Raw genomic sequence first — 16,444 nt, 5'->3', positions numbered from 1 at the left:
CGTACGGACGCACGGTTCGGTCATCAAGGACCTCACCAAGACCGCGCCTTGATCACAACCAAAGACGCTCCCTAGTGGCGGTCGGGTGCGACGTCCTGGTAGGTCGCGGGTCCCTGGGCGATGCGTACCGCGTCGTCGTAGACAGTGATGGGTTCGGTGGTGGCAGTGTCCTGGGCGTATTGGGTGGCGTTCTTCGTCTTCCACCCGGGGCGGTAGATGCCGATCTTGAAGTAGGGGCCCTGCTTGTTGTTGTACTCCGTCGGTCCGGTGTAGTCGACCACCTGCTGGCCGTCCTGCCACAGCTGGATCACCCCGTTGCCGGTCGGCGACCAGGTGGCGTGCAGCACGAAATCGCACCACGCGCCCGTCCGGATGGCCCCGAGTGTGTATGCATGTGTGCCGGATCCGGGCCCGGTCGCGGCGGCGCCCTGGCTGTTCCAATGGAGATCGAGCATCCACTGGTTGCCCTTGACGCTCACCGCAACGGGCGGGTTGTTCTTGACGTCGTCGTCCTGGCTCTTGGCGTCCTGCCCAATCTGCGCGTGCCATTGGGCAAGGATGGTGCTCTGCTGGTCCACCTGCCAGGTCTGCGGCAAGTAGATGCTGAAGCCGTACCAGTTCTCGGAGCCCATCGGCACGGCCGGGCGGGCGACCTCGGAGCGGAAGCTGCCCAGCTCGTGCGGCACCGTGGCCTGCAGTGCGTGTTGGCCGTCCCGCACCGGTGAGGTGGCCTGCCGCAGCGCACCAGCGGGCCTCTGGGCCAGCTGCGACAGGGGCTGCTGACGGTCGCCGTCGGAGAGGTCGTTGACGCCGACCTTCCAACCGTTGTCGGCGACCTGCTCGAACCCCTCGTAGAACACGCCCGCCGCCGGAGCCGAAGCGGCTGACGAAGAGCCTCCGGGCGACGCGACGGAGGGCCCTGCGGTCGTCGCGACTTCATGATCACGGCGACCCTTGTCCTGGCACGCCGAGACGGTTAGCCCCACCCCCAACGCCAGCGCCGCCACACAGACCCGATTCCTCGCCAAGCCCATCGCCCGGCCCCTCCCTCACTCAGAACAGCCCATGACATCCCACCTCGCATGCCCACCGTCACCCCGATCGGACGGCGACGGAGCCTTGAGGCGTTGCCAACCCCAACCGAACGCCGATCGAACACAGGTGATCAACGGTCGTCTCCGAGCTGGTTGCCAGTGAGGGAGCGCCGCACCGCTTCTCCGGCCCTGGGTCGTTATCAATGTGTTATCGAAGAGCTTCGAGGGACCCCGCGATGGCGAGGTGAGGTGGCTGATGCTCCGTTTCCAGGCCCCGCCGCTTCAAGCGAACGAGGGCCTGTTGCGAAAGTGCTGGTCACAGCCACTCGTTGATGGCTGTGACCAGCACTGATGCTTCGAAGCGTACGGCCAGCTTGATGCCCCTATGGATGTCAACCGGCTGACGCTGGTGTTGGCGTGGGCTTCCTCGCCGCGGTGATGAGTCGGTAGATCTCGCGGGCGACGTAGCGTTTGAGGCACCGGATGGCTTCGCGGCGGGTCCTGCCTTCGGCGATGCGCCGTTCCAGGTACTCGCGACTGCGACGCTCCCAGCGCAGGCGGGCCAGGACGATGGCGCAGAGGGCGGAGTTGGCTTGTCGGTCACCGCCTCGGTTGAGCCTGCGCCGCTGGGTCCTGCCGGATGACGCCTCCACCGGACTGACGCCGCAGAGGGCTGCGAAGGAGCCCTCGCCGTTCATTCGGTCCGGGTTGTCGCCGGCTGCTGTCAGCAATGCGGCCGCGGTGTCGGGGCCGACGCCGTAGCAGTCCAGGAGCTGGGGTTGCTGAGGCCTACCAGCGATTCCCGAAGTGCGGGGTCCGAGGAGACCAGGACGGCCTTGAGCTGGTTGATCGCCTGCGAGCGCGACTTGACCGCGGAGCTCCTGGCCATCTTGAACAGCCGGACCGTCGGCGGACTTGGCGGTGGCGGTGGCGCGGCCCGAGAGCACTGCGTGGGCGGCCCCTCCTGCGTCGATCGCGTCGGTCTTCCCTCGTCGGCGCCGCAGGGCCTTGTCCGGCTGGTTGACCTCGGTGACCGCGATGCCTTCTTTGCGGAGGTGGCGGGTCAAGGCAGCACCGTAGGAGCCGGTGCACTCGACCCCGGCCCGCCGCAGCCTTCCGAAGGCCTGGGCCCAGGAGAGGAGTTGTCGGTAGCCCTCGCGGGTGGTCGGGAAGCTTCGGGTTCAAGCATGACTCCGGCGCAAGTAATCACCGCAGCGACTGAACATCTTTGTGAGTGTCCACCCCCAGCACGATCTCCTCCGGGAGGCGGGTCAATTCGTGCAGGTGAGACTGTGACGGTGCGCGTCGCGACGGCCCCTATCGGGACACGCCCACCCGGACGGCGGCAGCACGCACCGCCTCGGACGGCAGTCGGCGGATCAAACTCAAGGCATCAGCACCAGTAATATCTCGGGCCAGACCACCGCCCGGGGCGACACCCGACCATCCTCACAGTCGTACCTCGTGGCTACCGCGCGTACCGTTTCAGCCGGTTGATCCCGCACTCCACTGCGTGGAGCTTCTTGCAGTCCTCCTTGTCGAAGCTCGGTGGCCGGCCGCCTCCGGAGCCGAGCTTCTTGCGGTTGCGGATCTGGTCCGCCGTCTCCGGGATGGTGCAGCAGCACGGCGCTGTTCCCCCGCTGCCCGGATCGGGAGCCTTCGAGCGCACGGTGGCGACGCGCCTGGCCTTCATGTCGTGCGCGTCCCGGAACTGCGCCAGGACACGCTGCGCTGCTGGACGCAGCCGTGGAGAACGCCGCCGGCCTGCCCGCCCTCCAAGGGGAGCCGGTGGTGGACATGTCCCGGGTCGTGTTCTGCGACTCCGGCGGCCTCAGCACCCTCATCCACTCTCACCTGCGGGCGCGCAGCACCTGCTCCGCCTGACCGAACCGGTCGTTGCCCTGCTGCGCCGTCCTGGTGCGGCCCGGGTGCTGCGCGTGCGCCCTCCCCGGTGGTGTGAGCCTCGCGGCGGCGGGGATCCCCGGCTCGTGCGGCACCGTGCAAGGGTCGTGGGTTGCGCGACACGGGACCGAGCCGGTGGGAAGGGGGCGCGGTGCGTGAGCCGGTGGGCGGGTTCAGAGAGCGAGCAGGCCGATGGCGTGGCCGTCGTGGTCGACGACCGGCCACACGGCCAGGCCCCGGGCGCGCATGGCGGCAGCCGCGGTGGCGGCGGGCATGTCGGGGGTGGCGAACGGGGCCCGGTCGAGGACGATGTCGCGTACCGGGGTCCGTGCCGTGGTCCCGGAACGGGCCTGGAACAGGGCGAGGTGCCCTCGGGTCAGGAGGCCCGCGCAGCGGCCGTCGTCGTCGCGGACCAGGAGATGGTCGGCGCCGGAGCCGTGCAGGATGTGGATCGCCACGTCGAGCATGATGTCGTCGCTGATCTGGAGCTCGGGGCGGGTCATGAGGTCGCGGACCGTGGTGGTGGCGGCGGGGCGGTCGAGGGTGAGGGTCATGGGCGGACTCCTTTGGGCTCGCTTCCGCCTGGCCGGCGGTGATGGGGGCGTTGACGACGGCGGGACGGCCGGCGGGGGTCCGCCAGGGGCGGGCCCGGACCGGGCGTGCGGTCCGGGCCCACGTGTGCTTGCTAGGCGGCGAGGGCGACGCGTCGGGGTGCCCGGCGGCGGCCGGAGGAACCCTGGCTCACGCGGCCCACGGCGGCCGTGCCGGAGGCTCCGCCGGCGGTGGGGGCGGGGCGGCTGCGGCGGTTGCGGCTGGTGGAGGTGCCGCGGCGCGGGCGCTCGACGACGGGGGCCGCGATCACGGTGGGGATGCCGGTGGGCACGCGGGCGCCGGTGATGCGGGCCAGGTCCTCGTCGCCGGCGCTGACGCGGGTGGTGACGGGGGTGATGGCGGCGGTGGTCATCATCCGGGCCATCTCGCGGCGCTGGTTTGGCAGGACGAGGGTGACGACGGTGCCGGACTCGCCCGCCCGGGCGGTGCGGCCACCGCGGTGCAGGTAGTCCTTGTGGTCGTTCGGCGGGTCGAGGTTGACGACCAGGTCGAGCCCGTCGACGTGGATGCCGCGGGCGGCGACGTTGGTGGCGATCAGCGCCGTCACCTGGCCGGTGCGGAACTGCTCCAGGGTGCGGGTGCGCTGCGGCTGGGACTTGCCGCCGTGCAGGGCCGCCGCCTTCACGCCGTTGGCGAGCAGGTCCTCGACCAGGCGGTCGGCGCCGTGCTTGGTGTCGATGAACATGATCACGCCGCCTTCGCGCGAGGCGATGTGGGCGATCGTGGCGTTCTTGTCGTGGTTCTGCACGTGGAGAACGTGGTGCTCCATGGTGCTGACCGCCCCGGCGGACGGGTCGACCGAGTGGGTGACCGGGTCCTTGAGGAAACGGCGCACCAGGCGGTCGACGTTGCGGTCCAGGGTGGCGGAGAACAGCATCGTCTGGCAGCCTTCGGCGACCTGGTCGAGGAGTTCGGTGACCTGCGGCAGGAAGCCCATGTCGGCCATCTGGTCGGCCTCGTCGAGCACCGTGATGCCGACGCCGTCCAGCTGGCAGTCGCCGCGCTGGATCAGGTCCTTGAGCCGGCCGGGGGTGGCGACCACGATCTCGGCCCCGTGGTTCAGGGCGTGGGCCTGGCGGCCGATCGACATCCCGCCGACCACGGTCGCCATCCGCAGGCGCACCGCGTGGGCGAACGGCGTCAGCGCATCGGTCACCTGCTGCGCCAGCTCACGGGTGGGGACCAGGACCAGCGCCAGCGGACGGCGCGGCTCGGCGCGCCGGCCGGCGGTGCGGGCCAGCACCGCGAGGCCGAACGCGATGGTCTTGCCCGAACCGGTGCGGCCACGTCCGAGGACGTCCCGGCCGGCCAGCGAGTTCGGCAGCGTCGCGGCCTGGATCGGGAACGGTGCGGTGACGCCCTGGCGGGTCAGCACCGACAGCAGCGCCTTGGGCATGTCCAGTTCCTCGAAGGCCTCGACGGCCGGCAGTGCCGGAGTGGTGCTGACCGGCATCGCGAACTCCCCCTGTGCGGAAGAGCCCTGCCGGGAGCTCCGGCCGCCGGAGGGCCGGTCGCCGTAGAAGGAACTGCCGCCGGAGCGGGACGCGTAGGAACCGCCGGAACGGGAGGTGGTGTTTCGGTACGTGGAGCGGTTCATGGGAAACCTTCCTGGCGGCACGTCGCGAGGCGGCTCCGCAGCGCGGGGCGCCGGCAGGAGGCCGCAGGGAACGGGCCAGAGTGTGGGGAGCGGGGCGTGGACGGTGAAACCGTGCGGCACGTCACCTCAGGTGCGCGCTCACCGGCAGGGCGGGAGCGAAGAACCTCGAACCGTGGGTGTCACGGCAGGGCGCCGATCCGGACGCGGCACTGTGCGTCTCGCGTGGGGATGGCCGCCGGTGGCGGAGCCAGGGGGCCGGAATCGGCCGGGGAATGCGTGTGGCGCAATGCCGAGGGGCCCGCACCGGGCAATGTGTACGCGGTGCGGGCCCCTCGCTACCAGGCGGGTGCCGTGGCAGAAACTACAGCGGACGAATGTTCTCGGCCTGCGGACCCTTCTGGCCCTGCGTGACGTCGAACTCGACCTTCTGGCCCTCGAGCAGCTCACGGAAGCCGTTGGCGTTGATGTTCGAGTAGTGGGCGAACACGTCAGCGCCGCCACCGTCCTGCTCGATGAAGCCGAAGCCCTTTTCCGCGTTGAACCACTTCACAGTGCCATTAGCCATAAAGAAATCTCCTTCAAGGGGCTGTCCGAAGCCCGCACAGTGCGAACTCCGAGTCGCCGCGATGAGCACCCACCCGGAAAAGAGCCGGGAAACAGAAAAGGCGCCTGCGAAACATCAGCAGGCGCACACAAAGTTCATGGGAACCACTACTGCAACTAAGGAGACTCTAGCAGGCCCAGGCCCGCCACGGGGGGATATTCCACCCCCGGTCCTGCGGGACCCCTTCCAGGAGGCCGCAGGGCGCGAGGCGCCATGATCGTCAACACGCATGAAGGAAGGCCTGGTTGAGCTGCCAGCTCCGCCGTCTCGGCGCCCGCGACCTGCTCTCCTTGGATGGGCGGGCCGACGGGTGCCAAGCACCTGCCCCGCCGTGCCAGCCACGCGGCGCGCCCACCGGCGCCATCCGTGATCATTGCGGACGGCGTTCGCGACATTCCTGCCGCAGCTCAGAAATCGAGTGCACCGGAAAGGCCCGCTGCCGCGACTTTCGGCGCATACTGCAGGGAATGACAAAATCTGCAGCAGTCCGCCGCGCCCTGCCCACCAGCCCCTTCAAGGCCCGGATCGAAGCGCCACGCAAGCACTTCGCCATCGGCGACCGCGTCACCCACGACACGTACGGCCTCGGCCGGGCCATCGGGGTCGAAGGAGACAGCGACATCGCGGTACTCGTCGACTTCGGATCCCGGCGGGAACGCATCACCCAGCCCTATGCCGCGATGTTCAAACTCTGACCCGGCACGCACCCGGCACCCGATCCGTCGCGTCGGCACGCAGCCCGGAGGACGCACAGCCCCGGCCCAGGAACCTCATCGGAGATGGCCGGAAAGGCATGTGACGACCCGTCATGGGCGGCGGGCCGGGTAGGAGACAGGCTCAGCGGGTGGATGACGAACATCTGCTTGAGTCCGTCTGCGCCGCGCTCTCCCGCCAAGGGTTCGATCCGGCACCGCCCCGCGCCGCCGGGCGCACCGAGTTCCGCGGCATCCGCAACGCTCTCATGCTGGCCCTCTCGGAGATCCTCGGCACCGCGGGCTTCGCCGTCACCACCCTCGGAACCGACCCTGCCCGTCACCGCCGGCCCCCACATGCCCTGCGCCGGAGACGCACTCACGCCTGCCCCCACCTGCCCCGCACCGCGGCGCAGCCGCCCTGCGCGTCAGGCCGCCGCCGCGTAGCGACCGGCACAGTCCATCGGCAGCTGCGGCCACTGCCCGGGGCCGTGGGGGCAGCGGAGACGGTGTCCTATTCTGGGGGCATGTCGAACCCTGACGGGCTGCTCGTCGACATCGCCGCGATGGTCGAGTCCGAGCACAGCAACCAGATGTCCCTGACCGTGGTGGTTCCCGGAGCGGTGATCACCGGCAGGCTCGCGCCGGTGACCCTGTGGTGGGAGCGGGTGGCGGAGGTCCTCCAGGCATCGGAGCACCTGAAGCCGTTCGCCGCCCTCTTCGCCCCGCCCGCCGATGGCCCGCCCACACGGCCCACCCATCTCCACCTCCACCGGGCGAAGATCCTTCAGGGTGACTTCGGACTGCCCCACACCGGCGGCATGTACCGCATCGCGATCGAAGACATCAGCAGCTGGACGGTCGGAGACTTCAGCTACTCCGACATCTGACGGCCACGGCAGGCCGCACGGGCGCTTTCCTGCCCTCGGAGTCCAACACCACGTCGTGGCAGTGGGTCCTGCCGATGTCCGCGCCCGCCCCCGGGTAGCAGACTCGGCCAGCGCCACGACTCGGAAACGCCGCGCCGCTGGCCGCTTCAGAAACAGCACCAGCCGGTGAAGACGGTGCTGGTGTGTCGTCAGGTGAGTGGCGGATCGGGGGCCGTGCCGGTCGAGGCACAGGCCGGTGGCGTCGTCTCTCACGTTGCCTCCGCAGGCGCTGGTGACGGCGGCGACCAGGGCCCGCACCACCTCGCGCGGGTGTTCGGCGGCGGTGTCGAGTGTCGTCCACGCGAGCGAACCCGACAACCGTCACTGCTTCGGTCCGAGTCCCGACCGCAAGCGAACGGGGGCGCCACCGCTCGGTGGCGCCCCCGTTCTGGCCGCCGCGCGAAAGCCGGACGCCCGGCGTCGCCCGGCCTGTATCCACGCGCATGCTCGAGCGCCTCATCGAGGACTTCCTCACCACGTCGACGAACAGACCGTGATCGGGCGGGCATCGAGGCGGCCGCGCTGACCGTGCCCAGCCTGGCCAACTCGCTACGAGCTGTCCTCGACGACTCTCGCGGCGGAGTGTCGGGGTCAGCTCCGTTCGGGGAGCCGGGGCGTGGAGCGGCCGTTGACGTTCGGGTCGGCGGCCGATGCGCCGGTCGTCGAAGCCGTCGAGGTCGCTGTGGGCGCCGCGGAGTGCTGGAGGGACCGTAGGATGGCCAGCCCCTGGCTGGCGATGCCGGCCGCGATCTGGTTCACCCCGTCGGTGCCGTTCAGGACGGTCAGATCGGCGCCCGCCAAGCCCCGGGCCGCCGCGTCGGCGAGTGCGGGGAGGGCCTCCACGATCCGGTTGGCCGCAATCAGCTCCTGGTTGCCGTCCCGCAGCGACGCCGCACGGGCGGCGTTGGCGTCGGCCTGGGCTTGTGCCAGGGTCCGTTCCGTGTAGGCGCCGGCGTCAGCCTCGAACTTCACCCGGTCGCGGTCCGCCTCGGCCAGCGTCCGCTTCCGGTAGGCCTCGGCGTCGGCCGGGCGCCGCACCTCCGCCTCCAGCCGCTGCGCCGTGAGCGCCGCATTGCGCTGCGCGAGGGCGGTCTGTTCCTCGGTGACCTCCTGGGTGGCCCGTGCCTCGGCGAGCGGCCCGGCCTGGGCGGCGCGCGCCCTGGACTGCTCGGTCTCCGCGAGGAAGCCGGCCCGCTTGATCGCGGTGTCCCGCTCGTACTCGGCCTTGAGCGCGGCGGCCTGCTGCTCCCGTTCGCTCGCCTCCTGGTCGGCCTTGGCCTGGGCGATCCGGGCCTGACTGGCCACCGCCGCCGCGTGCGGTGCGGCGAGGTTGTTGATGTAGCCGGTGGCGTCCTCGATCTCCTGGATCTGCAGGGCGTCCACCACGATGCCGAGCTTCTCCATCTCGCCGTGACTGCCTGCCATGACTTCCTGGGCGACCCGGCTGCGTTCCCTGATGATCTGCTCCACGGTCAGCCCGCCGATGATGGAGCGTAGGTGGCCTGCGAAGATCCGTCCGACCAGTTCCTGCATCTGGTTCTGCTCGGACAGGAAGCGCCGGGCGGCGTTGGCGATCGACACGGCGTCGTCGCCGACCTTGAAGACACAGACCGCGCGGACGGTGAGCCGGATTCCCTGCTGGGTGACGCAGTCCTCGGCGATCTCCGCCTCCTGCAGGGCCAGGGACAGCATGCGGGCCTTCTGCTTGACGGGAACGACGAAGCTCCCGTGGCCCGTGACGATCCGGAACTGGGTGTCCTGCGACTGCCGCTTGGAACCGGAGATGAGCATGGCCTCGTTGGGCGCGGGCACGTGCCAGAACAACATGACGAACCACCTGACCTGCAACAGATTGACGACGGCCGCAGGAGCCGCCGGGCTCAGGACGGCAGCGGCTCGACCACCACCGACCGGGCGGAGATCGTGTCGACCACGACCACCCGCGTGTTGACCGCGATCGGCCCGGCGGACCACGCCGCGAACACCTCCGACCCGCCGCGCAGGCCGACCAGCACCTCGCCCGGCCCGTCCGTCGGGATCGGCACGGTCACCCTCCCGACGGCTCCGACCGGGCTCTGCTGGGAGTCATCTGCCACGTACATGACACCTCGTGCCGTGCGGCACGACGGCACAGTGGGCGGACGGAACACGAACGGCCACGGGCGGCACCCCTCCTGGAGGCACCGGGCCCCCGGTCGAGTCCTTCGGCGGAATGCCTGCGAGCAGCGCGTACGGCGCGACCGCCCCGACACCTCCCACGGTACTCCGGCCGCAGCAGGGAGGCGTTTCTCGGGCACCCAGCTCGGATCTCCCGCCCGGGAGTCCCGGCCCGGAGCCGACCGGGCCCGGCTCGGAGACTGGGCCGCCCACCGCCCGGATCGGCGGATTTCCGGGCCACCCTCATGACGCGACACCGTCGTCAAGGAGGCGGGCTAGCGCTACACAGCGCTGCCCCGTCGTTCGGTGCGCGACCTGCGGCCGCGCCAGGCCTGCTGCTGACGCCGGCGGCCCCGGCGCGCCGATGCTGTCCGACTGTGCTCCGGTCGAGGGGCCTCTCGTACGGTCGAGGTCGCCGTCCGGTGCGGCTGTCGCGTCGGTCGCCTGTCAGTAGCCTTTGACGAAGTTGATCACGTACCACTTGGCGGCAGTGGTGTTGTAGACCGCGGTGAGAAAGTCCCGCTTGTTCGGCGTCGTGGTGAGCGTGGTCGAGGAGATGGTGGCACCCAGGCCGAACGCGGCGCTGAGGACGAGTGCGCGGCTTCCGGTGCCGTCCTGGACGAGCTCCCAGGTGATGCGCTGCCCGTCCGTGGGGTTGGTGGGGGTGCCGAGCGTTCTGTTGCCTTTGAGGGTGACGCGGAAGAGGTTTCCCAGTGCGGCGTTGGTGGCGATGGTGGCCGCATCGGTGAGGGTGACGGGGGCGGGGTTGACCCTGGCGTCGACGTAGTCCTTCCGCGTCAGGTGCTCGGCCGACGTCGGTGCGGCGGTGGTGGAGACATTGCCTTCGTAGTAGGCGGAGTTCGAGCCGTAGACGAACCCGCTGGCCACCGTGCCGCCGGCGGTGTCGTTGATGACGTTGGTGTAGCCCGCCAGCGACAGGGGCTTCACGTTGCTGCAGTCGCCGAGGGTGGCCGAGCAGCCGGCGTCCACCTTGACCGAGTTGACCGCCGCGACGGCGGGCGTGTTTTCGGCGAAACCGAGGATGCTGACCGCTCGCGCGGCACCGGTGACCCAGATGCTGATGTTCGGGCTGTTGTAGGTGAAGGAGTTGTACAGACCGACACCGATCGCGGCGTTGATCTTCCAGCTGTAGCCGTTGTATCCGGTGCCGCGGTTGACCGCGGATTCGGCGCCGCATCCGGTGAAGCTGATGCCCTGACTGCCGGCGCCGGTCACCTCGTAGCCGATGCCGCAGTGGTCCGCAGCGCAGCCGACGAAGGAGCAGTAGGCCATGGTGTCGATGTGGAAGCCCGCGTTGGTGACGGTGTCGGCGTAGCAGGAGATGAACGAGCAGCTGGTCCCCGCGGCGCCTCCGGAGACACCGTGGATGTTCCAGCCGTGGTTGCCGTTGTTGGCCGAGGTTACGCCTTCGAACGTGGAGACGATCGGGTTGGAGAGGTCGATTCCGGTGTCGCCGAAGAACTTCACGGTCATCCGTGCGAACGCCAGCGAGACGGTCGCGGGGTTGGCGGATCGGGTGAGCACGATCCCTTTGCCGGTACCGCTGCCCGGCCCCTGGAAGGTGAGATCCCGGACGGTCAACCGGGTGATGTCCGAGCCGGTCAGGCCGTTGGCCGTGGTGCTGCTCTGGGCGATCACCGACGAGCCGTCACTGACGCCCTCCAGGATCAGGTTGGAGCGGGCGACCAGCACCGAGGAGATCTTGTAGGTACCCGCGGGGAAAACGACGGTTCCGCCGGATGAAGGCACCGCGTTGATCGCGGTTTGAATCGCGGTCGTGTCGTCCGTGACGCCATTGGCTGTCGCGCCGTAATCCAGGACGTTGAACCAGTAACTGGTGGCCATGATGATCTCCGTCCAAGCTCGCACCGTTGGTGGAGGGTGCTGCGGCTGGGACTGGCGGTTCCACCACCGTGCGGTGGAATTGCCAGCCCCAACGACTCGATCGGATTGACTCGGGCTGAGTCCGTGATGGGAGTCCGGCCACGTCAGAGCAGCCTCAGTCACGGAATCCGGTATGGGCCGGCCGGGAAACGGATGAGGGCACGTTCGTCGACGTGCCGCGCAGCACGGTACGACGCCACTTTCACCTGCTCAGCGTAATGGAAACAACACCCTGCGTAAAGGGACTTCGCACTGCTTCGGTGTCGATCCGTCGAGGAGTGTCAGCTACTGACGGACCGGTCGTTTCGCCGGCTCGACCATCGCGGTCGCGGTGCGGACTTCGCGTATTGCTGCGGCTGCCCTCGAATTCCACCGCACTGATGGTTCGTGGCAGCACTGTCTGCTTCCCGTACATGACGCTACGACAGGCATCCAGCGCCACGCCGCGCGGCAGGGCGCCGCCCATCTCCCCTCCTTCAGGCCCATCCACTCGCGCGCCTCTCCGGCGTGCCAGCGCTACGGGCCGTCATGTGCGGGGCATCCTGGGCCGGTGAGAGCAGATCGACGACGTGAGCGCTCGCCCGGGTGGGTCCTGGGCGCTTCCGGGAACCGATCGTCTGCCGAGGCCCTCGACTGGTGGCGCAACGCGGTCTGCTACCAGGTCTACCTGCGCAGTTTCGCCGATGGGAACGGTGACGGTGTCGGGGACCTCGCCGGGCTTCACCAACGCTTGCACCACCTGGTCGATCTGGGGGTGGACGCTCTGTGGGTCAACCCGTGGTTCCCCTCGCCGATGGTCGACGGAGGCTACGACGTCGCCGACTACCGGGCCATCGATCCCGTCTTCGGCACCCTGTCCGACGCCCGGGCGTTGATCGAGGAGGTCCACGCTCTGGGCCTGCGGATCCTGATCGACATCGTGCCGAACCACACCTCCTCTCATCACCCGTGGTTTCGCGAGGCGCTGGCGGGTGGCCCGGACTGCGTCGAGCGCGACCGCTACATCTTCAGGCCGGGCAGCGGCCCGGGGGGTGACGCCCCGCCCAACAACTGGCGCAGCGTCTTCGGTGGTTCCGCGTGGACCCGCATCGTCGAGCCCGACGGCAGGGCCGGCCCGTGGTATCTCCATCTCTTTGCGCCCGAGCAACCCGACCTCAATTGGAACAGTTGCCTGGTTCGCAGGGAATTCGAGTCGATCCTGCGGTTCTGGTTCGATCTGGGCGTCGACGGGATCCGCATCGATGTCGCGCACGCCATGGTCAAGGCCCCGGGTCTACCCGACCTGGGTCCCTTGGACATGGAACTCGTCGCGTCGGCGGCCCATCCCGATCATCCCCACTGGGATCGCGAAGGGGTCCACGAGATCTTCCGCGGCTGGCGCGCGGTGGCCGACTCCTACCCCGAGCCTCGCGTGTTCGTCGCCGAGGCGTGTGCACGCGCTTCCGAGCGTCTGGCCCGCTACGTCCGGGCCGATGAACTGCACACCGCCTTCAACTTCGACTATCTGACAGCCCCGTGGCGGGCGGCACACCTGCGCATCGCGATCGACAGTTCCCTGACCGCGATGGGCGCCGTGGGTGCCCCGGCGACCTGGGCGCTCTCCAACCACGATGTCGTGCGGCACCTCACCCGCTTCGGGAGGCCGCAGCCCGACGGCCCGGTACACACTCTCGCCAACCACTCTCCGCCCGGCCCGGTCGACCTGGCCCTGGGCACGCGGCGCGCGCGGGCGGCCGCCCTGCTCATGCTGGCACTTCCGGGCTCCGTCTACCTGTATCAGGGCGAGGAGCTGGGCCTGTGGGAGGTCGAGGACCTGCCCGACGAGACCCTGCAGGACCCCACCTGGGAGCGGTCGGGGCGCACTGACCGCGGCCGCGACGGCTCCCGCCTGCCGATGCCCTGGTCCGGCGACGCCCCGCCGTTCGGCTTCAGCCCCGACCGCGCCGGCGCAGTTCCCTGGCTGCCACAGCCGCCGCACTGGAAGCATCACACCGCCCAGTCACAGCGCGGCGACGAGCAGTCGATGCTTGAGCTGTACCGGCGGGCCCTGCAGATTCGCCGGTTCCACCCGGCCCTGGGCGACGGGACGTTGGCCTGGGACCGTCTTGCTGCGCCCGACGGTCGACCACGGGTCAATCCCCTTCCCGCACCGCCCGATTCCAGAGGGGCCGTGAATGAAGGCCTGGTGGACGTGGCTGCTGCTGCTGGCACTGGTTTCGACCGGCACCGATCTCGGATCAGCCTCGCGTGAGGGGACTTCTTTCACGGTCCGCGAAGTCACCACCGGGGCCTGTATCCCCGACCACTCGGGGGATCCTGCCGGATGGCACGGCCAGTTGGACCGCTACGACGCTGCCGTCTGGCGGCGGCCCAGCCTGGTGCGTGGTACATCCAGTGGGAGGGACGGCAGCCGTTCCCCACCTCCAACGCCGCCTACGTCCGCTCGCTCAACCAGACGCCGCTCATCACCTGGGAGTCCTGGGACTGGACCGGCGACGCGAACCAGCCGGCCTACGCACTGTCGAACATTCTCGCCACGAACTTCGACGCCTGCATCACGCAGTGAGCGACCGCCGCGAAGGTCTTCGGCACCACCGTCTACCTGCGGTGGGGCGCGGAGATGAACGGGAGCTGGAACCCGTGGGATCCGGAAGTCACCAACGTGAAGTGGCTGTGGACGCCGATCAGCCAGTACGCCGAGTCGACGCCCCTGTCCGCGCTCCAGCCGGGCGACGAGTACGTCGACCTGGTGGGCGTCGACGGCTACAACTGGGGCACCTCCCGGAGCGGAAGGACCTGGCAGACCTTCACCGAGGTTGGATCACAGCCATGCTCGCCGCCATCGCCGGCGACAGCCGGATCAGCGCCTTGGTGTGGTTCAACGCCGACAAGGAGACCGACTGGCGCGTCTGGTCGTCCCCGGCGGCCTTGAGCGCCTTTCAGACCGGCATCGCATCTCGGCTCCATACCTCCGCGTGAGGCGGGCAGCGCCGAGAGCGTGCTTCGCCCGTGCTGGGACCCCGTTGGCGATGCCTGGTGGTGGACAGCTCGGGCACGAGGCCGCAGAAGCCACTTGGCGGGCCAACGGATTCACGGCAGCCCCAGCAGCCCCGGCAGTGAACATACTGCTCTGTTTGGCTCAGGAGTCCTTCCGAGTCGCGCGGCACGGCGTGAGAATCCCGTAGGTGCGCCTTCCAGGCCTCGGCCGGACCATCTCCTGGCGCCACGGAGTGTTGAGGAGTCGCTGGTGGGCCTGTTCGGACCGACACGGGGACAGACGCGCAAAGAGGCGCGGGGGCCCGCGTTCGTGCGCAGGCCCAGAAATCTGACCCGGGAGGGCCGCACCAAGCCCGGCCATGTTCCCGACCTCCGGCACGCCGGACCTGGCCGGATCGTTGTGCTGGTGCCCGCGCACAACGAGGAGGCGCTCATCGGCGAGACCCTGGAGTCACTCGCGGCCCAGACCAGGCCCCCGGACGAGGTCATCGTGGTCGCCGACCGCTGCACCGACCTCACCGCTGAGATCAGCACCGCCCACGGCGCCGAGGCCGTCGAAACGGTCGGCAACACGCAGGACAAGGCGGGCGCCCTCAACCAGGTCCTGGCTCGGCTGCTGCCGCAGCTGTCCGAGGACGACGCCGTCATGGTCATGGACTCCGATACCTCCCTGTCCCCCCAGTTCATCGCCGAGGCAGGCCGACGCCTGCACCATCAGGAGGCGAACCAGGTGCCCATCGGCGGCGTGGGCGCCGTCTTCTTCGGCTACCCCCTGCGCGGTCTGGTCTGTCACCTGCAGAACAACGAGTACGTGCGCTACGCGCGTGAACTCCACCGCCGCCACGGCCGCGCCGACGTCCTGACCGGTACTGCCTCGCTGTACCCGGTACACGCCCTGCGTCAGGTCCACGAGGCCCGCACCCACGGCTCACTGCCCCGGGGCCGGGACGTCTACGACGTGGAGTCGCTGACCGAGGACAACGAACTGACCCTTGCTCTCAAACACCTGGGATACCGGTGCGTATCACCGTGCGCCTGCATCGTAGGCACCGAACTCATGCCCACCTGGTCCCGGCTGTACTACCAGCGGCTGCGCTGGCAACGCGGCGCCCTGGACAACCTCAAGGCCTACGGCATCACCCGGGTCACGCTGCCCTACGTCTGCCGGCAACTGCTCACCTACCTCAGCGTGGCCTTCGTCCCCTTCTTCCTCACCGTCCTGCTGTACTACACCGTCAGCAAGGGCTTCCCCGGATGGCCGTGGTTCTGGCTCACGATCACCTCCGTCGCCGCCATCGAACGCGTCTGGGCCGCCAAACGCGGCGGATGGAAGGCCCTGGTCCTGGCCGCCGCAATCGTGCCGGAAGTCCTCTTCGACCAGTTCCTCAACGTGATCTACACCAAGGCGCTCATCGACATACTGACCGGTACCGGCGCCACCTGGGAACGCACGCACAGCCGCGGCCGCCGCCTGCGCGAAGCGATCACCACCGCGGTGGGCTTCACGCTCCTGCTCGCCTCCGTCGTGGGCCTGGCATTCGCCTGCATCGCACTGGGGATCGCCTGGACGCTGATCGCGCTCTTCGTCCTGTGCGGCGTTGCCGCGGCCGCCGTCCGCCTCAGCCGCCTCCACCCCCTCGGCCTCCTCCTCTCCCTGCCCAGCGGCGAGCAGATGCACGGCGAAATTCCACTCTGGCGCCAATGAGAGGCTGTCAGGACAGGTACATCCGCTGGACGCTCTCAGCCATCGACAACACCGAACTCGTCTTCACCGAACCCAAGACCCGTTCCAGCCGCAAACGGGTCGCCCTGTCGGACCGCGCCACCGCGGCGATCGCCCACCGCCTCGCCCCGACACCTTCCGCGGCCCCAACCCCGCCCCCGGACACGGCCTGGTCCGCCACCGCCACGGCCGCCGGCTCCACCCCTCCTACGTCCTGCGCCGATTCCACCGCCTCTGCCGCGAAGCCGGCGTCCCTGTTATCGGCGTCCACGACCCGCGCCACCTCGCCTGC

General features: G+C 69.5%; 18 protein-coding genes and 2 pseudogenes. 7 read left to right on the top strand and 13 right to left on the bottom strand.

Annotation, left to right across the window (positions count from 1 at the left end; translation table 11 throughout):
• Nucleotides 1–71: 71 nt before the first annotated feature.
• From AB0K43_RS13070 to AB0K43_RS13055, 4 genes and pseudogenes are all read right to left on the bottom strand, one after another.
• Entirely contained in the window at nucleotides 72–860 is a 789-nt protein-coding gene (locus AB0K43_RS13070; protein WP_363638911.1) for a polysaccharide lyase, read from the bottom strand.
• A gap of 566 nt (nucleotides 861–1,426) precedes the next feature.
• Nucleotides 1,427–1,981 (bottom strand): transposase, encoded by a 555-nt coding sequence (locus tag AB0K43_RS13065; RefSeq protein ID WP_363639080.1) that lies wholly within the window; start codon nucleotides 1,979–1,981, stop codon nucleotides 1,427–1,429.
• Nucleotides 1,982–2,020: 39 nt separating this feature from the next.
• A pseudogene (locus tag AB0K43_RS13060) lies at nucleotides 2,021–2,152 on the bottom strand (IS110 family transposase); the annotation flags it as partial.
• Nucleotides 2,153–2,502: 350 nt separating this feature from the next.
• The gene (locus tag AB0K43_RS13055) at nucleotides 2,503–2,727 is read right to left on the bottom strand and encodes a hypothetical protein (RefSeq protein WP_363638909.1); all 225 of its coding nucleotides are present in this window, start codon (nucleotides 2,725–2,727) and stop codon (nucleotides 2,503–2,505) included.
• Between the two features lie 53 nt (nucleotides 2,728–2,780).
• Between AB0K43_RS13055 and AB0K43_RS13050 the strand changes: the two genes are divergently transcribed.
• On the top strand, nucleotides 2,781–2,918 hold the full coding sequence (locus tag AB0K43_RS13050; RefSeq protein ID WP_363638907.1) for a hypothetical protein: 138 nt from the start codon (nucleotides 2,781–2,783) through the stop codon (nucleotides 2,916–2,918).
• Between the two features lie 191 nt (nucleotides 2,919–3,109).
• On the opposite strand, the gene AB0K43_RS13045 is transcribed toward AB0K43_RS13050, so the two are convergent.
• The 3 genes from AB0K43_RS13045 to AB0K43_RS13035 all read right to left on the bottom strand — a co-directional run bounded on the left by AB0K43_RS13045 (nucleotide 3,110) and on the right by AB0K43_RS13035 (nucleotide 5,710).
• Nucleotides 3,110–3,490 (bottom strand): CBS domain-containing protein, encoded by a 381-nt coding sequence (locus tag AB0K43_RS13045; protein WP_363638905.1) that lies wholly within the window; start codon nucleotides 3,488–3,490, stop codon nucleotides 3,110–3,112.
• Between the two features lie 131 nt (nucleotides 3,491–3,621).
• Nucleotides 3,622–5,145 carry a DEAD/DEAH box helicase gene (locus tag AB0K43_RS13040; protein WP_363638903.1) on the bottom strand — a complete coding sequence of 508 codons (1,524 nt, stop codon included), beginning with the start codon at nucleotides 5,143–5,145 and terminating at the stop codon, nucleotides 3,622–3,624.
• Between the two features lie 361 nt (nucleotides 5,146–5,506).
• Nucleotides 5,507–5,710 carry a cold-shock protein gene (locus tag AB0K43_RS13035; RefSeq protein ID WP_099897249.1) on the bottom strand — a complete coding sequence of 68 codons (204 nt, stop codon included), beginning with the start codon at nucleotides 5,708–5,710 and terminating at the stop codon, nucleotides 5,507–5,509.
• A 506-nt stretch (nucleotides 5,711–6,216) separates the two neighbouring features.
• Between AB0K43_RS13035 and AB0K43_RS13030 the strand changes: the two genes are divergently transcribed.
• Together AB0K43_RS13030 and AB0K43_RS13025 are read left to right on the top strand one after the other, a co-directional pair.
• Nucleotides 6,217–6,444, top strand: coding sequence for a hypothetical protein (locus AB0K43_RS13030; RefSeq protein WP_363638901.1), 228 nt, complete (start codon nucleotides 6,217–6,219; stop codon nucleotides 6,442–6,444).
• Between the two features lie 524 nt (nucleotides 6,445–6,968).
• Nucleotides 6,969–7,331, top strand: coding sequence for a hypothetical protein (locus AB0K43_RS13025; protein ID WP_363639078.1), 363 nt, complete (start codon nucleotides 6,969–6,971; stop codon nucleotides 7,329–7,331).
• 204 nt (nucleotides 7,332–7,535) lie between these two features.
• Here the strand turns inward: AB0K43_RS13025 and AB0K43_RS13020 are convergent.
• The 5 genes and pseudogenes from AB0K43_RS13020 to AB0K43_RS13000 all read right to left on the bottom strand — a co-directional run.
• Nucleotides 7,536–7,658 (bottom strand): annotated as a pseudogene (locus AB0K43_RS13020) (serine/threonine-protein phosphatase); the annotation flags it as partial.
• A gap of 303 nt (nucleotides 7,659–7,961) precedes the next feature.
• Nucleotides 7,962–9,197, bottom strand: coding sequence for an SPFH domain-containing protein (locus AB0K43_RS13015; RefSeq protein WP_363638899.1), 1,236 nt, complete (start codon nucleotides 9,195–9,197; stop codon nucleotides 7,962–7,964).
• A 53-nt stretch (nucleotides 9,198–9,250) separates the two neighbouring features.
• Nucleotides 9,251–9,466 carry a hypothetical protein gene (locus AB0K43_RS13010; protein ID WP_363638897.1) on the bottom strand — a complete coding sequence of 72 codons (216 nt, stop codon included), beginning with the start codon at nucleotides 9,464–9,466 and terminating at the stop codon, nucleotides 9,251–9,253.
• Between the two features lie 508 nt (nucleotides 9,467–9,974).
• Nucleotides 9,975–11,393 carry a glycosyl hydrolase family 28-related protein gene (locus AB0K43_RS13005; RefSeq protein WP_363638895.1) on the bottom strand — a complete coding sequence of 473 codons (1,419 nt, stop codon included), beginning with the start codon at nucleotides 11,391–11,393 and terminating at the stop codon, nucleotides 9,975–9,977.
• 241 nt (nucleotides 11,394–11,634) lie between these two features.
• Complete coding sequence (locus AB0K43_RS13000; protein WP_363638893.1) at nucleotides 11,635–11,898, bottom strand: hypothetical protein; 264 nt, start codon at nucleotides 11,896–11,898, stop codon at nucleotides 11,635–11,637.
• Between the two features lie 126 nt (nucleotides 11,899–12,024).
• Between AB0K43_RS13000 and AB0K43_RS12995 the strand changes: the two genes are divergently transcribed.
• The 4 genes from AB0K43_RS12995 (at nucleotide 12,025) to AB0K43_RS12980 (ending at nucleotide 16,134) form a co-directional block, all read left to right on the top strand.
• Nucleotides 12,025–13,683 (top strand): glycoside hydrolase family 13 protein, encoded by a 1,659-nt coding sequence (locus AB0K43_RS12995; protein WP_363639076.1) that lies wholly within the window; start codon nucleotides 12,025–12,027, stop codon nucleotides 13,681–13,683.
• Nucleotides 13,684–13,755: 72 nt separating this feature from the next.
• Nucleotides 13,756–13,998, top strand: coding sequence for a hypothetical protein (locus AB0K43_RS12990; protein ID WP_363638891.1), 243 nt, complete (start codon nucleotides 13,756–13,758; stop codon nucleotides 13,996–13,998).
• 263 nt (nucleotides 13,999–14,261) lie between these two features.
• On the top strand, nucleotides 14,262–14,411 hold the full coding sequence (locus AB0K43_RS12985) for a hypothetical protein (protein ID WP_363638889.1): 150 nt from the start codon (nucleotides 14,262–14,264) through the stop codon (nucleotides 14,409–14,411).
• Nucleotides 14,412–14,679: 268 nt separating this feature from the next.
• Complete coding sequence (locus tag AB0K43_RS12980; protein WP_363638887.1) at nucleotides 14,680–16,134, top strand: glycosyltransferase family 2 protein; 1,455 nt, start codon at nucleotides 14,680–14,682, stop codon at nucleotides 16,132–16,134.
• Nucleotides 16,135–16,141: 7 nt separating this feature from the next.
• Here AB0K43_RS12980 and AB0K43_RS12975 read toward each other — a convergent pair whose 3' ends face one another.
• Nucleotides 16,142–16,423 (bottom strand): hypothetical protein, encoded by a 282-nt coding sequence (locus AB0K43_RS12975; protein WP_363638885.1) that lies wholly within the window; start codon nucleotides 16,421–16,423, stop codon nucleotides 16,142–16,144.
• Nucleotides 16,424–16,444 lie beyond the last annotated feature (21 nt).

The organism is Kitasatospora sp. NPDC049258 (assembly GCF_040678895.1).
GTDB lineage: Bacteria > Actinomycetota > Actinomycetes > Streptomycetales > Streptomycetaceae > Kitasatospora.
The sequence above is the reverse complement of the archived record's forward strand: the minus strand, read 5'-3'. Positions and strand labels throughout refer to the sequence as shown.

Excerpts from the sequence above, each read along its gene's own strand:
- AB0K43_RS13035 (WP_099897249.1), bottom strand. The coding sequence starts at position 5,710 with ATGGCTAATGGCACTGTGAAGTGGTTCAACGCGGAAAAGGGCTTCGGC.
- AB0K43_RS13025 (WP_363639078.1), top strand. The coding sequence starts at position 6,969 with ATGTCGAACCCTGACGGGCTGCTCGTCGACATCGCCGCGATGGTCGAG.
- AB0K43_RS13055 (WP_363638909.1), bottom strand. The coding sequence starts at position 2,727 with ATGAAGGCCAGGCGCGTCGCCACCGTGCGCTCGAAGGCTCCCGATCCG.
- AB0K43_RS13040 (WP_363638903.1), bottom strand. The coding sequence starts at position 5,145 with ATGAACCGCTCCACGTACCGAAACACCACCTCCCGTTCCGGCGGTTCC.
- AB0K43_RS13015 (WP_363638899.1), bottom strand. The coding sequence starts at position 9,197 with ATGTTGTTCTGGCACGTGCCCGCGCCCAACGAGGCCATGCTCATCTCC.
- AB0K43_RS13045 (WP_363638905.1), bottom strand. The coding sequence starts at position 3,490 with ATGACCCTCACCCTCGACCGCCCCGCCGCCACCACCACGGTCCGCGAC.
- AB0K43_RS13000 (WP_363638893.1), bottom strand. The coding sequence starts at position 11,898 with ATGGGCGGCGCCCTGCCGCGCGGCGTGGCGCTGGATGCCTGTCGTAGC.
- AB0K43_RS13005 (WP_363638895.1), bottom strand. The coding sequence starts at position 11,393 with ATGGCCACCAGTTACTGGTTCAACGTCCTGGATTACGGCGCGACAGCC.
- AB0K43_RS12985 (WP_363638889.1), top strand. The coding sequence starts at position 14,262 with ATGCTCGCCGCCATCGCCGGCGACAGCCGGATCAGCGCCTTGGTGTGG.
- AB0K43_RS12990 (WP_363638891.1), top strand. The coding sequence starts at position 13,756 with ATGGCACGGCCAGTTGGACCGCTACGACGCTGCCGTCTGGCGGCGGCC.
- AB0K43_RS13030 (WP_363638901.1), top strand. The coding sequence starts at position 6,217 with ATGACAAAATCTGCAGCAGTCCGCCGCGCCCTGCCCACCAGCCCCTTC.